Annotated in this window: 18 protein-coding genes; 9 read left to right on the top strand and 9 right to left on the bottom strand. The window is 33.9% G+C overall.

Annotated features, from left to right (window positions below; genetic code table 11):
- Positions 1-521: 521 nt before the first annotated feature.
- The gene (gmhB, locus tag H3T54_RS11735) at positions 522-1058 is read right to left on the bottom strand and encodes a D-glycero-beta-D-manno-heptose 1,7-bisphosphate 7-phosphatase (RefSeq protein WP_110448620.1); all 537 of its coding nucleotides are present in this window, start codon (positions 1056-1058) and stop codon (positions 522-524) included.
- 118 nt (positions 1059-1176) lie between these two features.
- On the opposite strand from gmhB, the gene metN reads away from it, so the two are divergent.
- The 4 genes from metN to tsaA all read left to right on the top strand — a co-directional run bounded on the left by metN (position 1177) and on the right by tsaA (position 4671).
- Complete coding sequence (metN, locus tag H3T54_RS11730; protein ID WP_198222663.1) at positions 1177-2208, top strand: methionine ABC transporter ATP-binding protein MetN; 1032 nt, start codon at positions 1177-1179, stop codon at positions 2206-2208.
- 112 nt (positions 2209-2320) lie between these two features.
- Complete coding sequence (locus H3T54_RS11725) at positions 2321-2962, top strand: methionine ABC transporter permease (RefSeq protein ID WP_110448643.1); 642 nt, start codon at positions 2321-2323, stop codon at positions 2960-2962.
- A gap of 14 nt (positions 2963-2976) precedes the next feature.
- Positions 2977-3876 (top strand): MetQ/NlpA family lipoprotein, encoded by a 900-nt coding sequence (locus tag H3T54_RS11720; RefSeq protein ID WP_110448622.1) that lies wholly within the window; start codon positions 2977-2979, stop codon positions 3874-3876.
- 87 nt (positions 3877-3963) lie between these two features.
- Positions 3964-4671, top strand: a complete 708-nt coding sequence (gene tsaA / locus H3T54_RS11715) for a tRNA (N6-threonylcarbamoyladenosine(37)-N6)-methyltransferase TrmO (RefSeq protein ID WP_232350176.1) — start codon at positions 3964-3966, stop codon at positions 4669-4671.
- Positions 4672-4889: 218 nt separating this feature from the next.
- Here the strand turns inward: tsaA and hslO are convergent, their stop codons facing one another.
- From hslO to H3T54_RS11700, 3 genes are read right to left on the bottom strand one after another with little or no spacing between them, the layout of a single operon-like run.
- Complete coding sequence (gene hslO, locus H3T54_RS11710) at positions 4890-5753, bottom strand: Hsp33 family molecular chaperone HslO (RefSeq protein WP_198222661.1); 864 nt, start codon at positions 5751-5753, stop codon at positions 4890-4892.
- A gap of 1 nt (position 5754) precedes the next feature.
- Positions 5755-6153 carry a ribosome-associated heat shock protein Hsp15 gene (hslR, locus tag H3T54_RS11705; protein WP_065578171.1) on the bottom strand — a complete coding sequence of 133 codons (399 nt, stop codon included), beginning with the start codon at positions 6151-6153 and terminating at the stop codon, positions 5755-5757.
- A 60-nt stretch (positions 6154-6213) separates the two neighbouring features.
- On the bottom strand, positions 6214-7821 hold the full coding sequence (locus H3T54_RS11700) for a hypothetical protein (protein WP_198222659.1): 1608 nt from the start codon (positions 7819-7821) through the stop codon (positions 6214-6216).
- 239 nt (positions 7822-8060) lie between these two features.
- On the opposite strand from H3T54_RS11700, the gene greA reads away from it, so the two are divergent.
- On the top strand, positions 8061-8537 hold the full coding sequence (greA, locus tag H3T54_RS11695) for a transcription elongation factor GreA (RefSeq protein ID WP_065578173.1): 477 nt from the start codon (positions 8061-8063) through the stop codon (positions 8535-8537).
- Positions 8538-8577: 40 nt separating this feature from the next.
- Here the strand turns inward: greA and yhbY are convergent, their stop codons facing one another.
- A complete protein-coding gene (yhbY, locus tag H3T54_RS11690) occupies positions 8578-8871 on the bottom strand; it encodes a ribosome assembly RNA-binding protein YhbY (protein ID WP_065614154.1) in 294 nt (97 codons plus the stop codon).
- A 98-nt stretch (positions 8872-8969) separates the two neighbouring features.
- On the opposite strand from yhbY, the gene rlmE reads away from it, so the two are divergent.
- The 3 genes from rlmE to folP all read left to right on the top strand — a co-directional run bounded on the left by rlmE (position 8970) and on the right by folP (position 12544).
- Complete coding sequence (gene rlmE, locus H3T54_RS11685; RefSeq protein ID WP_065578175.1) at positions 8970-9596, top strand: 23S rRNA (uridine(2552)-2'-O)-methyltransferase RlmE; 627 nt, start codon at positions 8970-8972, stop codon at positions 9594-9596.
- Positions 9597-9671: 75 nt separating this feature from the next.
- A complete protein-coding gene (gene ftsH, locus H3T54_RS11680; RefSeq protein WP_370527386.1) occupies positions 9672-11552 on the top strand; it encodes an ATP-dependent zinc metalloprotease FtsH in 1881 nt (626 codons plus the stop codon).
- A gap of 152 nt (positions 11553-11704) precedes the next feature.
- Positions 11705-12544, top strand: a complete 840-nt coding sequence (gene folP, locus H3T54_RS11675) for a dihydropteroate synthase (RefSeq protein WP_198201606.1) — start codon at positions 11705-11707, stop codon at positions 12542-12544.
- 118 nt (positions 12545-12662) lie between these two features.
- Here folP and H3T54_RS11670 read toward each other — a convergent pair whose 3' ends face one another.
- The 3 genes from H3T54_RS11670 to rpiB form a co-directional block, all read right to left on the bottom strand.
- Positions 12663-14252, bottom strand: a complete 1590-nt coding sequence (locus tag H3T54_RS11670) for a PTS transporter subunit EIIC (protein ID WP_198201605.1) — start codon at positions 14250-14252, stop codon at positions 12663-12665.
- A 232-nt stretch (positions 14253-14484) separates the two neighbouring features.
- A complete protein-coding gene (rpe, locus tag H3T54_RS11665; RefSeq protein ID WP_198222657.1) occupies positions 14485-15138 on the bottom strand; it encodes a ribulose-phosphate 3-epimerase in 654 nt (217 codons plus the stop codon).
- Positions 15131-15583 carry a ribose 5-phosphate isomerase B gene (gene rpiB, locus H3T54_RS11660; RefSeq protein WP_110448629.1) on the bottom strand — a complete coding sequence of 151 codons (453 nt, stop codon included), beginning with the start codon at positions 15581-15583 and terminating at the stop codon, positions 15131-15133. Before rpiB ends, rpe begins: the two co-directional genes overlap by 8 nt.
- Before the next feature lie 171 nt (positions 15584-15754).
- Between rpiB and H3T54_RS11655 the strand changes: the two genes are divergently transcribed.
- Positions 15755-16648, top strand: coding sequence for an SIS domain-containing protein (locus H3T54_RS11655; RefSeq protein ID WP_110448630.1), 894 nt, complete (start codon positions 15755-15757; stop codon positions 16646-16648).
- A gap of 387 nt (positions 16649-17035) precedes the next feature.
- On the opposite strand, the gene ubiA is transcribed toward H3T54_RS11655, so the two are convergent.
- Entirely contained in the window at positions 17036-17866 is an 831-nt protein-coding gene (ubiA, locus tag H3T54_RS11650; RefSeq protein ID WP_198222655.1) for a 4-hydroxybenzoate octaprenyltransferase, read from the bottom strand.
- Between the last annotated feature and the right edge of the window lie 43 nt (positions 17867-17909).

Raw genomic sequence — 17909 nt, 5'->3', positions numbered from 1 at the left:
AAGGGCTGCGTATACTACGCTACACCTTTTCATTCGTCAAGATCTTTTTTTAAAATTTTTGATCTTGCTCACTAACACTGGTTTTATCTGCTTGTCGCTGACGCCGTGTCAGTGGATGCGCATTATAGGCACTTCATTTTTTTTGGCAAGTGATTATTGCAAATTTATTTTTGTTTGTCTTTTTTTTACACAAGATGAGCTAAAATCAAACTAAAATGATACATTTTGTAGCAATTTCACCTTTTTAATTTTTATTTTGTTAGTTAAATTCTTTAATAAAAGAAAAATCAGATGGCAAAATTTAAAATAACTATCGCCTAAATAACGATATCCATAACCATTTGCTTTTGAACATCCAGCTATATAGTCTTACTTTTTTATTGTTTTCGTTATTCTCTCATCATAAATAGAATAGCGAATATAGTAGTATTATTAATTAATGTGCTATTTTGCGAATTAACATTCACATCATTCACCATTATTAAAAATATACAGCGTTTAAATTAAACGCTGTGGTTCTATTATAATTCTGCTTTAATCTTTTTCGGTAAATCAGCTAAACTATCAATTAACCAATCTGCTTGTGCTAACGCCTCTTCGGTTATTTCATCGCCGGTTTTAACTAATACTGTTTTTTTAACCCCAGCTCGTTTCCCTGATAACAAGTCAGAAACCCTATCACCAACCATATAAGAATTTGCTATATCGATATTGAGTTCTTTAGCCGCAGATTGAATCATACCAGGACTTGGTTTGCGACAGTCGCATTCATCCACTAGTGGATCATGAGGACAATAATAGACACCATCTAAATCAACACCACGATCTTGTAGTGACCAATCCATCCATTCAGTTAAGGTATCAAACTGCTCTTGAGTAAATTTATTTCTAGCAATTCCTGATTGATTAGTGGTAATAACTAATAGAAACCCCATCTTTTTCAATTCTTGCATTGCGTCAATCACACCATCAATAAAGTGAAATTTATCAATAGTGTGTACATAATTATAATCTATATTAATTGTCCCATCTCGATCTAAAAATATAGCAGGTTTCATGTTTAATTATCTTCCTTTTATATGGATTCTTTTCTAACTATATATAGGATATTATTGATTGACTTAGATGTCTAGACGTCTTAATATTTATCTATTCAGATTTTTGTTGTTATATATCATGATAAAACTAGAACATATCTCAAAGACATTTGAGCAAAATAAAACCACTATTCATGCCTTAAAGGACATTTCACTTCATGTTCCAGAAGGTAAAATTTATGGTGTGATTGGCAAATCCGGCGCAGGTAAAAGTACATTAATACGTTGCGTTAACTTGTTAGAAAAACCAACAAGTGGAAAAATATTTTTTGATAACCAAGATATCACCCATTTATCTAATCGAAAGTTAATTGAAGTTCGTCGAAAAATTAGCATGATTTTTCAACATTTCAATTTGCTTTCTTCTAGAACGGTATTTGATAATATTGCCTTTCCTCTTGAACTCAATAGAACACCTAAAGCAGTCATTAAACAAAAAGTAAATGAACTTATTGATCTTGTTGGTTTAAGTGAAAAAGCGAATGTTTATCCAGCTAATTTATCTGGTGGGCAAAAACAACGCGTCGCTATTGCTAGAGCACTAGCCAGTGATCCAAAAGTATTATTATGTGATGAAGCAACGAGTGCTCTTGACCCAGAAACAACCCGTTCTATTTTAGAATTATTAAAAGATATCAACCAGAAACTAGGCTTAACCATTTTATTAATCACTCACGAGATGGATGTAGTTAAACAGATTTGTGACCAAGTAGCAGTAATTAGTGATGGTGAGTTAGTTGAACAATCTTCAGTTGGCGAGATGTTTTCACATGCAAAAACGGATATTGCAAGACAATTCATTCAATCAACATTGCATCTCACAATTCCAGATGACTATTTAGCAAGACTGACACCAGAACATAAAGAAGGACTTAATCCGCTGGTTCGCATGGAGTTCACAGGAGTTTCGGTTGATTTACCACTACTATCGCAAATAGCAAAAGAGTTTGAAGTTGATAGTAATATTATTAGCGCTCAGATGGACTATGCTGGCGGTGTTAAATTTGGTTTAATGTTGACAGAAATGAAAGGCAAACAAAAAAGTACTGCATCGGCAATTGCGTTTTTAGAAAAGAATAATACTAAAGTTGAGGTGTTAGGTTATGTTTGATTTTCTTCCATCATTTAAACCATTTGAATCATTAATATTATATTTATCTCATTTTGATTTTTGGTCAGATTTTATTGCTTTCGCCTCTTCTTTTGAAGGATTTAGTGAAGCGATGATAATAAAAATAGCGCAATCTACTGACGATACTATTTATATGGTTACCTTGTCAGCCTTCTTTGGTCTGCTTATTGGTTTACCTATAGGTATATTGCTTTATACCACACGTAAGGGACAGATATTAGATTGTACTATTTTAAATAATGTTATTTCATTTATTGCAAATTTCTTTCGTTCAATACCATTTATTATATTAATTGTATGGATTGTTCCTTTTACTGCTTTATTAATGGGTACATTTATTGGTAAACAAGCGGCAGTTGTACCATTAAGTATAGGAGTAGCACCATTAATAGCTCGGATGATTGAAAATGCATTATTAGAAGTACCGAAAGGTTTAATAGAAGCAGCGCGCTCTATGGGGGCGACACCATTACAAATTATCTATAAAGTTTTATTACCAGAAGCATTACCTGTCATTGTAAATAGTATGACCATTACACTCATCACATTAACAGGATATATTGCTATGGCAGGTGCTGTAGGTGCCGGAGGCCTAGGTCAACTTGCAATACAGTATGGATACATCAGCCATAAACCAGCAATAACAAATTTAGTAGTGTTTATATTAATAATTTTTGTATTTTTTATTCAATTTTTAGGTAATACTATAGTTAAACGTGTTACCCATCATTAATCATGGAGAGAGTTATGTCTATAAAAAAATTAGCACTAATAACCACACTGGTCAGTGCATTTTTCTTAACTGGTTGTGATAACAAACAAACAACTGCAACTGATAACAAACCTGCAGAACCAGCAAAAGTTAGTCCTTTAAAAGTTGGAGTAATTGCTGGAGCAGACCAAGAAGAAGCAGAAATAGCGCAACAACAAGCAAAAGAACGATTTAATCTTGATATCGAACTAGTTATTTTTAATGATTATGTCACACCTAATAGAGCCTTAAACGATGGTTTAATTGATGTTAATGTGTTTCAACATAAACCATATTTAGACGAACAAATGAAAGAACAAGGCTATAAATTAGCAGTAGTTGGTAATACTTTTGTTTTCCCAATTTCTTCTTATTCAAAAAAACTAAAACCAATTGCAGCTGATGAGCAAGTTGGAGAAGGCGTCAAAGTGACTTCACCTCGTGGTGAAACATACTTCATTCCAGCTAATTCAACCATTGCTATACCTAATGACCCTACTAATTTAGGTCGTGCTTTACTTTTATTACAACATGAAGGAATGTTAACGGTTGATAAAGCTAAAGGTTTATTACCAACTGTATTAGATATCACCAGTAATCCATATAACTATAAAATTGTTGAACTTGAGGCACCAATGTTGCCACGTTCTTTAGACGATTCACAAGTTGATTTAGCAATAATTAATAACACGTTTGCAGCTCCTGCAAATTTAATCCCAAGCAAAAATGGTATTTTTGTTGAAGATAAAGAATCACCATATGTCAATGTTATTGTTTCTCGTGAAGAGAATAAGGACGATGAAAGAGTTAAAAACTTTGTTAAAGCTTATCAATCTGATGCTGTAGCTAAAAAAGCCGATGAAATTTTCAAAGGTGGCGCTATTCGTGGTTGGTAATAGTACATTCGCAAACTATGATTAACTTACTCCCATCGACTATTGTCGATGGGAGCACATTTATAACAATTACACAATAATTCAATAATGACATCTCAATTTGAGCCGATTGGCATCATTCACTCACCCTATACTGAAAAATTTGCTGTACCACGCCAACCTAATCTTGTAACAGCAGCTGAAGGTGAACTACATTTGCTAGATAGATTTAATGATCCTATGAGTATTAAGGGATTAGAACAGTTTTCACATATATGGTTATTATTTCATTTTCATCATATTGATGCTAATAAACAGAAATTAACTGTCCGTCCGCCTCGTTTAGGTGGCAATAAAAGTTTAGGTGTATTTGCGACAAGATCACCATTTAGACCCAATAATATTGGGCTCTCAGTCGTTGAATTACTAGATATTATTATTGAAAATAAGCAGGTCATATTAAAACTAGGTGGTTTGGATCTAGTAAATGGTACACCAATAATTGATATAAAACCCTACCTACCTTATTGTGATAGCCATCCAGAGGCAATAGCTGGTTATGCGCAACTTCTTCCAACACAAAAACTTAAGGTAACATTTTCATCTGAAGCTGACATATTTTTACAAAGCCAACTACAGCATTATCCACAACTAAGCGAACTAATCGAACAAGTTATTTCTCAAGATCCGAGACCGGCTTATAAACAAAAAAGTCTTCATGAACAAAGTTATGCGATTACCCTATATCATTTCAATATAATGTGGAAAGTATTAGGGGATGCAGCCATTGTAGAAAATATTCAGATAATTAGTTAGTCGTACAAATACACTAATAAAAAATAATAAATTATCGATTTAATATATTCAGGAATTAATCGGACAGTTTGTAAAGATAATTTCAATAAAAAAGTTATGCGAAACCGATAATATTTATTTGGTGTGTTGAAATTATTCTGATAAATTAGCTGTGGGTTTAATTCCTTATATTTCACTTTGCCACTAAAATTTAATAATCTTAGTGGCTCTTTTATAAATCAATGATAATTATTACTTTTCTTGTTTCTTAACTCTGCTATATCAATAGCATCGAACAGATAATGTTTACCGCAGTAATCACAATGAATATCAATCTTACCACCATCTTCATTGAGAATATCATCAACTTCGTTATCTGGTAATGTCATTAAACTATCTTCACAACGTTGTCGCGAACAACCACACTTAAACACAATATCGTGCGTCTCAAATAAACGAACTTCTTCTTGATTATAAAGACGATATAATATCTCATCAGTTGGCAATTGGAATAACTCATCACTAGTGATAGTCTCCGTCAATGCACAGAGATGTTCAAATGATTGTTCAATATCTTCATTAGCTGGTAATACTTGTAATAAAATACCTGCCGCCATAGGTTTGTTATTATGAACCCCCGTTTTGACAAATAAACGGGTAGGAAGTTGTTCAGATTGCATAAAGTAATTTTCAATACAACCAATTAAAGTGTCTTTTTCAAGGCCAACAATACCTTGATAACGCTCCCCTTTTTTAGGTGTAATGGTAATGACGATATAGCCGTTACCCACCATCTCTTTAAGTGTGGCATTATCCGCTATTTCACCATTAACTCGAGCAACTCCACGTAATTGCTGTTCATTATTACCATTTACTACTGCTAATGTCAGCGGGCCATCACCTTGCAATTGAACCGCGATATCACCATCAAATTTTAAAGTAGCAGTTAACAAACTGGTTGCTACTAACAATTCACCTAATAAATTTTGTACCGCTATAGGATAAGTATGGTTTTCTAAAATTGCTTGGTAAGTATTTTCAAGTCGAGTAATCTCACCTCGAACCGAATGATTATCAAATAAAAACCGATTTAAAGTATCCATATTAATTCTTGTCGCCTTGTTGTCTATCATATTTAAATTTAATTAATGTTCGCCGCTCTTTTTTATCTGGTCGTCGATCAGGATGCGGCATAGTTAATGCATTAAGTTTTCGAGCTTCAGCGATATTTTCTCGTTTGGTGATGCTTTCTAAGGTCTCTTGGTAAAGATATTCAGCTTCTCTAGCAGGCCTACGTTGATCACTAATAGCTAAAACACGAATTGTTTTTTGTTCATTGCCCTGTCTAAGGGTTAATATAGCACCAACTTCAACAATTTTACTTGGCTTTGCTCGTTGACCATTATAGTGGACTTTGCCACCATCAATCATATCACGAGCGATAGAACGAGTTTTATAAAACCGAGCCGCCCATAACCATTTATCTAATCTTACTAGATACATCGTTTCCTCATTTAAAACTTAATACATCTTAAAACAGATATAAGGATAATTTTATTAAAATCAATGCTGTGAATAAATAGAATACTCATTATCGTTAGTAAAAAATGTTCCCGATAGACTAAACGGTGAAATTTCACCATGTAAATCAACACGATAATTTGATGATTCTGGTGGCGTTTGGACTATCTGCCATTGATTTAGCAATTCACTAGTAATACCTTTAGCAATAATATGCAATGATTCAAACTCAGTTTGCAAAGGATTTATCGTTGCAATTGCGTCAAGTTTACCACTATTAATTAATGCGCTAAAACTTAATAACGCTCGATGCTGACTATCAAAACTCAGTGATAAATTAGGATATTTAACCGCAATTTTATTAATTGTTGCATCATTAGCTTTAAAAAATAACGAACCTGAATATATACCAATCCTTTTATCTTCCACTAGCCTAACATTGGTTCCAGAAACATTAAAGCTAGCGAGATTAAATGGATAATCTGACTTAGTGCTGATTAACGTACTTGGCATAACAGTTAACTGATCAATATCGACTTGATTAAATATACTCGGTAATAACCGTTGTTTGAAGTTATCAGGTAACTGATAATTAACACTGGCTAATAATAATGTTTTTAGATGTAATACATTATTTCTCCAGCTACCAGTTAAACGGATATTACCGTCATGCCACTCCGCGATCGCTTTTAAAATGTCTACTTCATCGTCTTTACAAGATAGTTGTAGTAATAATGATGAAAGTTTTTCATCAAACCATACAACATTATCAGCACTAATAACAAAATTACTTTGTTTTAACTGCCATTGATTATCATCATAATCAATATTGGTTATGTCTATATTACCCTTTTCAATAGTTAAATTAGGCAATTGAATATTACTATCAAAGATTGAAAATTCTTGTAATTTGAATTTTGGCAGTTCAGACAAATATCTGTTTAAATCAGTCTCATTATTGACGTTAAAATGTATATTGTTTAATTTTAATTGTGCTATATCCAAACTATCATCTGCTAGCATTTTTAATTTACTAACAAAAAAACCATTACCAATATTACCACCTAAATTAGTAAGTGAAGTGATACCATCACGATAATATCCTTGCAGTAACACACTATTTACAGCCATTTGCTTAAATAATACTTGCTGGGCAGTTAAATCGAATTGATATGGTTGTTTACTTGACAAATCAAACGGCTTTATACCACCATTAATTTGTTGTAATAACAATGGTTCTTGAGCATTATTCAATGAAAATTTTAAGGTTGTGTTGTAAAACCGTAACATATTGGCCGTAAATATCGATTGGCTGATTTGAGAACCATCTAGCGTGCCATCAATGACATTAATATAATTAAAATGATGGAATTGCCACAAATTTTGCTTATCGAAGCCAATGATTAATTTGCCAATATTAGCAACTTCTTGCTGATCTTTTTTTACCAATAAATTATCAACGCTTAACTCATAAAAATTAGCAAAGGAATGATTTATTTTGCCAATTGTAATAGAATAGGTACCCAGCTTTGATAATTGTTGGCTTACTATTTTGGCACCAAAATTGGTCTGTAACAAAAAATAGCCAACTACAATTAACAACCAGAAAATCGAAAAGAGGATGATTAAACTAAATCGTAATCGTCTCATAAATAAGCTAAATAGTTAGAATGAAGGGTTGAGTTTGTATTACGATACCTGATTTTGGTTAAAATAGCACTTGATTTTGCTATAAATGATTTGTTGTTAAACCAGTTTTGAAGTTAATATATAACTAAAACCAATTGTAACATTAGAATAACAAACCAAATTAATAATTTATCTCTCTTTTGATTAAGATGAACATTTGTTATTCTTTTTATTTACTATATAAATAGGAAAAAACCGAGATGAAACAGATCCCAATGACAGTAAAGGGAGCCGAATTATTACGTGCAGAACTTGAAGAACTTAAAAATGTAAAAAGACCTCAAATTACTGCCGCTATTGCTGAAGCTAGAGCTCACGGTGATTTGAAAGAAAACGCTGAATATCATGCAGCGAGAGAACAACAAGGATTTTGTGAAGGTCGTATTCAAGAAATCGAAGGTAAATTGTCGCAAGCACAAATTATCGATATCACTAAAGTTAAAAATACTGGTCGCATTATATTTGGTGCCACAGTCACCGTTGTGAATATTGATACTGATGAAGAAACAACCTACCGAATTGTTGGCGACGATGAAGCAGATTATAAACAGAATCTAATTTCAGTTAATTCACCGATTGCTCGTGGACTTATTGGCAAGGAAGATGGTGATACAGTACAAATTAAAACACCAGGCGGTGATGTTGAATTCGATATTGTTAAAGTTGAATATATTTAATTAAACTGTTGCAAAAAAATAGGGCGATTAGCCCTATTTTTTATTTTGGTAGTGTAATTTTTTTATCTTCACTCGGTCTGTATATCGTAAAAATAGAACCCACCTGTTGAACTGCTAAAGCTTTGGTTTCGCGGATGATTGCTTCACAAATTAACTTTTTAGTTTCACGATCTTCAGCGGATACTTTAACTTTTATTAACTCATGGAAATTTAAGGCATTTTCAATTTCTGCTAGCACACCTTCGGTAAATCCATTAGCCCCAATCATCACTATCGGTTTTAAATGATGAGCTTCACTTTTTAAATACTGTTTTTGTTTATTCGATAAATTCATTAATTTTTTATCACATTAAGTTGTAATTTTGCTATTCTACCCTTATATATATTTGTAATCAATTGAAGTGACCTCATTACATTAAGGATTTATTCTCTGTGAGTAACAAAAAACGCTCAGCAAGCTCTACTCGTTGGCTTAATGAACATTTTAACGATCGTTTTGTGCAACAAGCACAAAAAAAAGGCCTGAGATCCAGAGCATGGTTTAAATTAGAAGAAATACAAAAAAGTGACAAATTATTCAAACCGGGAATTACTGTGGTGGATTTAGGCGCTGCGCCGGGAGGATGGTCACAATATGTTGCATCACTCATTGGAAATAAAGGGCGAATTATTGCCTGTGATTTATTACCGATGGATCCCATCGTTGGCGTTGACTTTCTGCAAGGTGATTTTCGTGATGAAGCGGTATTAAATGCCCTACTTGAGCGAGTTGGTGAAGAAAAAGTACAAGTTGTTATGTCTGACATGGCACCAAATATGAGTGGACAACCTGCCGTTGATATACCAAGAGCTATGTATTTAGTTGAACTGGCATTAGATATGTGTAAAGACGTTCTTGCTCCAAATGGGAGTTTTATCGTTAAAGTATTCCAAGGCGAAGGTTTTGAAGAGTATCTAAAAACAGTAAGATCACTGTTTAAAACAGTCAAAATTCGTAAGCCTGAAGCTTCGCGAGCTAGGTCTCGAGAAGTATATATTGTAGCAATGGGGATGAAGTAGCCAGCCGTACAATTTTGTAGTACCATACTTGGTTAATTTTAGTCGTAACTATTAATTTTATGAGAGGTTTTTCTTTTGAACGACATGGTAAAGAATTTACTGATCTGGGGTGTTATCGCCGTCGTATTGATTGCTGTCTTCAGTCAATTCAGCTCAATATCCAATAGCGGCCCTCAAGTCGATTACACCAAATTTAATGCGGATGTAACGGGTGGCAAACTTAAAGAAGTGCATATAAATGGTCGCGAAATTGTTGCTACTACTAAAGGTAGCAATAGTTATGTTACCTATATACCTTATTTTGATGAAAAGTTAGTTGATAATTTGGTATTAAATGATGTTGCGGTCTATGGTAGCCCAGACGAAAAACCAAGCTTATTAGTTAACATTTTAATCTCTTGGTTCCCGATCATTTTACTACTTGGTTTCTGGTTCTTTATCATGCGCCAGATGCAAGGCGGTGGTAAAGGTGGGCCAATGTCGGTAGGCAAAAGTAAAGCTAAAATGTTAACACCTGACCAAGTTAAGACTAAATTTAGCGATGTTGCAGGTAGTGAAGAAGCAAAACAAGAAGTTACCGAAGTTGTCGATTTTTTAAGAGATCCTGGAAAATATCAAAAACTTGGTGGTCGTATTCCAAAAGGTATTTTAATGGTTGGACCGCCAGGTACCGGTAAAACATTATTAGCTAAAGCCATCGCTGGTGAAGCAAATGTACCTTTCTTTAGTATTTCTGGTTCAGACTTTGTTGAAATGTTTGTTGGGGTGGGTGCTTCACGTGTCCGTGATCTATTTGAACAAGCACGTAAACATTCACCATGTATTATCTTTATTGATGAAATCGATGCTGTTGGTCGTAAACGTGGTGCCGGCTCAATGGGTGGCCATGACGAACGCGAACAAACTCTTAACCAAATGTTAGTTGAAATGGATGGTTTCGAAGCTAATAGTGGCATTATTATTATTGCTGCAACCAACCGTGTTGATATTCTAGATCCAGCCTTACTTCGTCCTGGTCGTTTTGATCGCCAAGTACAAATTGGCTTACCGGATATGAAAGGTCGTGAACAAATTCTAGCTGTTCATGTGCAAAAAGTACCACTTGGTTCTGATGTTAATTTATCGGTGCTTGCTCGTGGTACCCCAGGTTATTCTGGTGCAGAATTGGCAAACCTAGTCAATGAGGCCGCACTATTTGCAGCTCGTCGTAACAAACGTTTAGTCACTATGGACGAATTTGAAGAAGCTAAAGATAAGATCAACATGGGTACAGAACGACGTTCGTTAACCATGACACAAGAGCAACTTATCTCAACCGCTTATCATGAGGCTGGGCACGCCATTATCGGTTATTTAATGCCTGATCATGATCCAATTCATAAAGTAACTATCATCCCGCGTGGCCGAGCATTAGGGGTAACGTTCTTCTTACCTGAAGGTGATCGGGTTAGTGAAAGCCGAGAAAAATTAGAAGGTGATATCGCCACACTATATGGTGGACGTCTTGCCGAAGAACTGATTTATGGTATTGATAAAGTTTCAACAGGAGCATCAAACGATATTAAAGTTGCCACTCAATATGCCAGAGCAATGGTTACCCAATGGGGCTTTTCTGATCGTTTAGGTCCGTTATTTTATGAAATGGATGATAATTCATCTTATGGACGACCAAAAGATATCTCTGATGAAACAGCGCGAATTATTGATGAAGAAGTTAAAAAAATTATCGATCGTAACTTTGAACGAGCACGTAAAATTTTAACTGAAAATATGGACGTACTTCATGCGATGAAAGATGCATTAATGAAATACGAAACCATTGGCGCAAAACAAGTTGCTGATTTGATTGCTCGTAGACCAATTACTGCTCCAGAAGATTGGACTGAAAGTGATGAACAAGCAGCAAAAGAGATACCAAATGAGGGAACAGACATACCACCTCAATCAGAAAATTAATTACGACTAAATCTAAAACGCGCTTCGGCGCGTTTTTTATCATCCAACAGCAATTAATTTTGTAAAATAATAAACCAGTACTAACAATCATACTTCAGCATTGCAACAGTGCAATTAGCATTAAAAATATTAATAAAATAAGGCCTAAAATCATGGAAATTCGTTTTCAAAATCACGTAATGGATCTCTCTTTTCCTCAAGTAATGGGAATTGTTAATATGACGCCAGATTCTTTTTCTGATGGCGGTAATTACAACAATCTTGATGATGCTATGCGGCGAGTTGATAATATGATTCAAGCTGGGGCAACCTTTATTGATGTTGGCGGAGAATCAACTCGATCTGGTGCTGCTGATGTTTCAACCAGTGAAGAACTTGATCGGGTTATACCGTTAGTGGAAAAAATTGCTCGTTATTTTGACGTTTGGATTTCAGTTGATACATCAAAACCAGAGGTCATCACAGAAGCGGCTAAAGCTGGTGCACATTTAATTAATGATATTCGGGCATTAACTTTACCAGGAGCATTACAAGCAGCACAAAAAACGGAATTACCAGTATGTATTATGCATATGCAAGGTGATCCCAAAACGATGCAAAATGCACCTCATTACCAACAAGATATCTATCAAGAAGTCGATTCATTTTTTACTGAACATATTCAACGATGTGTAACTGCTGGCATTGCTCGGGAAAAAATCATCCTTGATCCAGGCTTCGGATTTGGCAAAACGTTAGCCCATAACTATCGTCTATTGGCTACACTGGAAAAATTCCATCACTTCAATTTGCCTATTTTGGTTGGCATGTCAAGAAAATCGATGGTCGGGCAAGTGCTAAATGTTCCCCCTAAAGAACGTGTATTAGGTAGTGTTTCTTGTGCAGTTATTGCAGCAATGAAAGGAGCGCAAATTATCCGTGTTCATGATGTCAAAGAAACCTTCGATGCCATGCGAATAGTGCAAGCCACATTAGCAGAACAATCATTTTAGTCTGTAGAATTTCTTCTTATTGTTATTTAAATAGCTAGCCGTTAAAGATTGTCTAAAACGGCTAACTATTTAGATTGGTTAAACTACTCCGAAATGAACGAGTAATACAAAAGTTATATTATTTTAGGGTTGCCATATATTCTTCTAAGTGTGATTTAATTACTGTCACATGAGGACCATAAATAACTTGAATACCTTGGCCATTAATAATTACACCTTTTGCACCCGTTGATTTTAAAATATCTTTATCAACTAATTGATTATCATGTACAGAAATTCTTAATCTTGTTGCACAACAATCTACATAAGTAATGTTTTCTTTGCCACCTAATCCATCTAATATAACACTTGATAACTCATTGTTATTTTTAGCTTTCTTTGCATTTTCAACATCTTTTTTGGTATATAATTTAGTTTCCTCGTTATCGTCTTCTCGACCTGGAGTTTTAAAATTAAATTTTTTGATCAAGTAACTAAATGTAAAGTAGTATATTGGGAACAATGGAAGACCAATCAGAATAACATTAACCCAATGTGTTTTACTATTTCCTTGTAAAACACCAAATAATACGAAATCAATTAAACTTCCAGAGAATGTTTGCCCGACACCAACATCGAAAATATGACAAAGCATAAAAGATAAACCAGCATACAAACAATGAATAAAGTAGAGTAAAGGACCAGCAAATAAGAAAGAAAACTCAATTGGTTCAGTAATCCCAGTCAAAATAGCCGTTAAAGTTGCAGAAACGAGTAGACCTAAGACCATTTTGCGATTTTGTGGTTTAGCTGTACGGTAAATAGCTAATGCAGCACCAGGAATACCAAATAAATAAAATGGAAATTTACCCGCCATAAAGCGTGTGGCTTCAACTGAAAATTCAGTTGTATTTGGACTAGCAAGTTGAGCAAAGAAAATATTTTGTGCTCCAGCAATAAGATTGCCATCAATCATTGCCGTACCACCAACTCCAGTCTGCCAGAATGGCATATAAAATACATGATGCAAACCAAATGGAATTAAAGCTCGCTCAATAAATCCATAAATAAATGTACCTGCATAGCCCGATTCATTGACTAATTTGCCTAATAATAAAATTCCATATTGGATAGAAGGCCAAATATAAAACATTAAAATACCGACAAATAAATAAACGAATGCTGTAACAATAGGAACAAAGCGCGAGCCACCAAAGAATGATAAAATAGCAGGTAACTCAATTCGATAATACCGATTATGTAAAGCAGCGACACCTAATCCAACAATAACACCACCAAAAACGCCCATTTGTAGAGTTTGAATGCCAACCGCATCACCTAAAGAACCATCTGGTAAGGCACCTTCTTTTAAGAGTCCTTTTAGCTCTAATAGCGCATGAATAGTTGAATGCATAATAAAAAAGCCTACCGCACCAGATATTGCTGCAACCTCTTTTTCTTGTTTTGCCATTCCCATTGCTACCCCAATAGCAAAAAGAATAGGCAGATTAGAAAATATTACACTACCCGCATTTTTCATGATGGTTAAAAAAGCATGTAACAAAGTTCCTTCGCCTAAAAAGCTTTGTAATCCATAGGACACAATTGTTGTTTCATTGGTAAATGACGCTCCTATACCTAACATTAATCCAGCCACAGGAAGAAGAGCAATAGGTAACATAAAAGAACGACCAACCCGTTGCAATACACTAAAAAAAGTACTTTTCATTGTAGTTAACCCTATTTTTTATTAAAAGACACAGTGAACGCATCAAATAGTTCACAAAAATAATTTTATATGTAAACAAATTTAATTTAAAGAGATCTAGTTCACATAATTTTAATAAAAAATTAATTTATATAGCTTTATTAACGGGAAAATAACAAAAAATAGAGTATAAATTATCTATAATGTTTAATTTTGTGAATTAAGACCTTCATCGCAATAAAGGCCTTAAAAGTTAGGAGAGATTACGGAGTTCATTTAGCGTCTGTTTATAGGATTTATCTTTATTAAACAACCCAGCAGTTCCCAGTATAAAATATTCAACATAAAGCGATAGCTGTTCGATGATATTTGGGCTTATCGCACCATCAATGGCAATAGAAGTATTGAGATTTCTATCTTTAATCATATCACTTAATCGCTTTATTCTATCGATAGAGTTAGCGATAAAAGGTTGTCCGGCAAAACCTGGATTTACTGACATTATCAAAACAACATCAATTAGATCTAAAACATCTTCTAACACACATAATGGTGTTCCTGGATTAATAGCAACGCCTACTTTCTTACCTGTTGATTTAATTTGATTTAGAGTTCGATGTATGTGGGTTAATGTTTCAACATGAACATAAATAATATCGCAGCCAAGTTGAGCAAATTTTTCTATATATGGTGATGGATTAGTTACCATTAAATGAACATCATAAGGAATTTTTGACAACTTACTCACCGCTTTAATATCTTCTATACCTAATGCGAAATTAGGTACAAAATTACCGTCCATCACATCAATGTGAAACATGTCTACACCAGATTCTTCTAATGACTTCAATTCAACTTCTAACTTGGAAAAGTCAACACACATAAGCGAAGGACAAAATTTACTCATGAAATTCTCCTTTTTGAATAGCATCGATTTGATCTATTCTATTTTGGTGACGGCCGCCTTCAAATTTCGCCATTAACCATTGTTCAACAATCATTTTTGCAAGTTCACTTCCCACTACACGGGAACCAAAAGCAAGAATATTAGTATTATTATGTTCACGTGATAATTTTGCAGAATAAGGATCACTACAAACAACCGCTCTTATTCCTGAACATTTATTTGCCGCAATTGAAATACCAATACCTGTGCCACATATTAATATTCCTAAATCGGCTTCTTTTGAATTGACAGCCCTTGCCACTTTATTGGCATAAATCGGATAATCGGTTCTTTCTGTTGATGGCGCACCAAGATCAATCACTGTAATATTCTTAGTCTCCAAATAATCAATGATATCTTTTCTTAAAATATATCCAACATGATCATAACCAATTGCAATTTTCATATATTCCCACCTCGCTGACTAAAAAAAACACAATTTACTTCACACTCAAAAATATTAACGTTAATTTATTTTTTTGTAAAGTTATAGGAAGAAATAAAAAAATCTTTTTTTACAATGTGCTTAAATTGAAATTGGGTTAAAATTACCCGAAAAATGTTATGGAGAGAAACCATGAAACAAACACATGATCCAGAAAATTCTAATGCTTTAGCAATTGGAGCAATGATTCGTATTTCACTTTCTAGTTTAAGTAATACTGAACAACGAATTATTGAATGGATGATGACTAAAGGAAATTTAAAGCCTAGAACAAGTATTAAAGAAGTGGCAGAAGAATTATCCGTTTCAGAACCATTATTAGTAAAAGTATCTAAAAAATTAGGTTACTCTGGTTTTAGAGAAATTCGAAAAGCATTACTTTCTTATTTTGATGCGCTACCTTTCGATAAAGAACAAGAACTATCTGAAAAAGATAATGTCGAAAATATTATTGAAAAAGTTTTTAATAACTCAGTACAAGCTTTAAAAGAAGCCCAATCTATTGTTGATGCTAAAATAATATCAAAAGCAGCAGAATGGATTTTTCATGCTAACCGTATCGTTATTCTTGGTGTCGGCGGTTCAGCTATTGTTGGTCAGGATTTTGAACATAAATTATTGAGAATTGGGATTCACAGCCATACTTATAGTGATCACCATTTGATGGTAATGGTGGCGAGTCAATTAAAAGAAAACGATGTAGTTATTGCAATATCTCAATCAGGAAATACAGCGGAAATATGTAATGCAATATTGGTTGCGAAAAAGAATAAAGCTAAGATTATTTGTATTACTAATAATCATCAATCTGAACTAGCTGAAATTTCCGACTTATCTATCTTTAGTCCAGCTAAAAATGGTCCATTACTAGGGCAAAATGCTGCAGCTCGAATTATCCAACTAACTTTATTAGATACATTATTTATCGCAATTGTGGTCTTAGATCACGAAAAATCAAAAGTTCATTTAGAACGTAGTATTGATGTAGTAAAACCATTACATAAAAATGCACAATATATTGAATAATATTATTTTTAATTAAATATAAAAGTTGAGTTATCAAAAACACCTTTCCTCAAAATTTTTAATTGTGGCTAAGATATGTAAAAAATATTAAGGAGTCTATACCATTAACTTGCAAATAATATTTCTGTTTTATTACTAGCAATCGAATAACCTCAAAGGTAGGTAAATGCCTACCTTACCTATATTACAATAGTATTTATCTTCCGAATGACGCAGGTGAATTAAATTTAATAATTTAAAAAGTTAAAAATAATCTTGTAAAAAATATTGAGGAGTCTATACCACCATTTTCCTTTTTTAATAAGCAACGCCTTTACAATTTGAGATATATCGTTTAAAGCGATTAATATCCGCGATGAAAGTTAAATAATGATGGTAAATCTGTTTTTAACTAACCAAGATCGCTATAAATATAAACAATCCTATATAATTATTATTCATAAACGCTTTAAAACAATTTCTTCTATCACGGTCTTTGATTAACCATTGTTGATAGATAAATAGCAATAAGGCGATGATTAAACCAATATAATAAAATTGCTGAAAATGATTGTTTATGCCGATCAATGTCAGGCAAACTAAGGTTATGATTTGCAGTAATCCAATAATAAACTTGTCATAGTCACCAAATAGGATAGCAGTGGACTTGATGCCTATTTTAAGATCATCATCGCGATCGACCATAGCATATTCGGTATCATAAGCTATTGTCCAACATACATTAGCTAGACACAGTAACCAACAAGTTATCGGAAATTGAGCTATTGTTGCCGCATAGGCCATTGGAATTCCCCAGCTAAAGGCAATGCCTAAAGTCACCTGTGGTAAATGTGTGTAACGTTTCATAAATGGATAAAGCATTGCCGTGATTAATGCAAAACCAGCCATTAACCAAGTTAATTTATCCAAAGTAAGCAATAAACCAAGCGCAATAAGCAGTAATACGAATAAAGTGTATAAGGCATTTTTTTCGCTCAATGCACCACGCGCGAGAGGACGATTCTTAGTACGTTCGACTTTACCATCAAAATGCCGATCAGCGTAATCATTAACCACACAGCCAGCTGAGCGCATAACAATCACACCAACAACAAACACAACAACAACATGAACAGATGGCGTAGATGTAGCAAGCCAAATCGCCCACAATGTTGGCCAAAGTAGCAGTAAGGAACCAATTGGCTTGTCTAATCGCATCAGTTGTAAATAAGCTAACATAGGTTGTCATTGTCCCGAATCATAATAGGTGGATTATACCTGT

The organism is Gilliamella sp. B14384G10 (genome assembly GCF_016101685.1).
Taxonomy (GTDB): Bacteria; Pseudomonadota; Gammaproteobacteria; order Enterobacterales; family Orbaceae; genus Gilliamella; species Gilliamella apis_A.
Note: the sequence above shows the minus strand (reverse complement) of the source record. Positions and strands in the feature narration are given on the sequence as shown.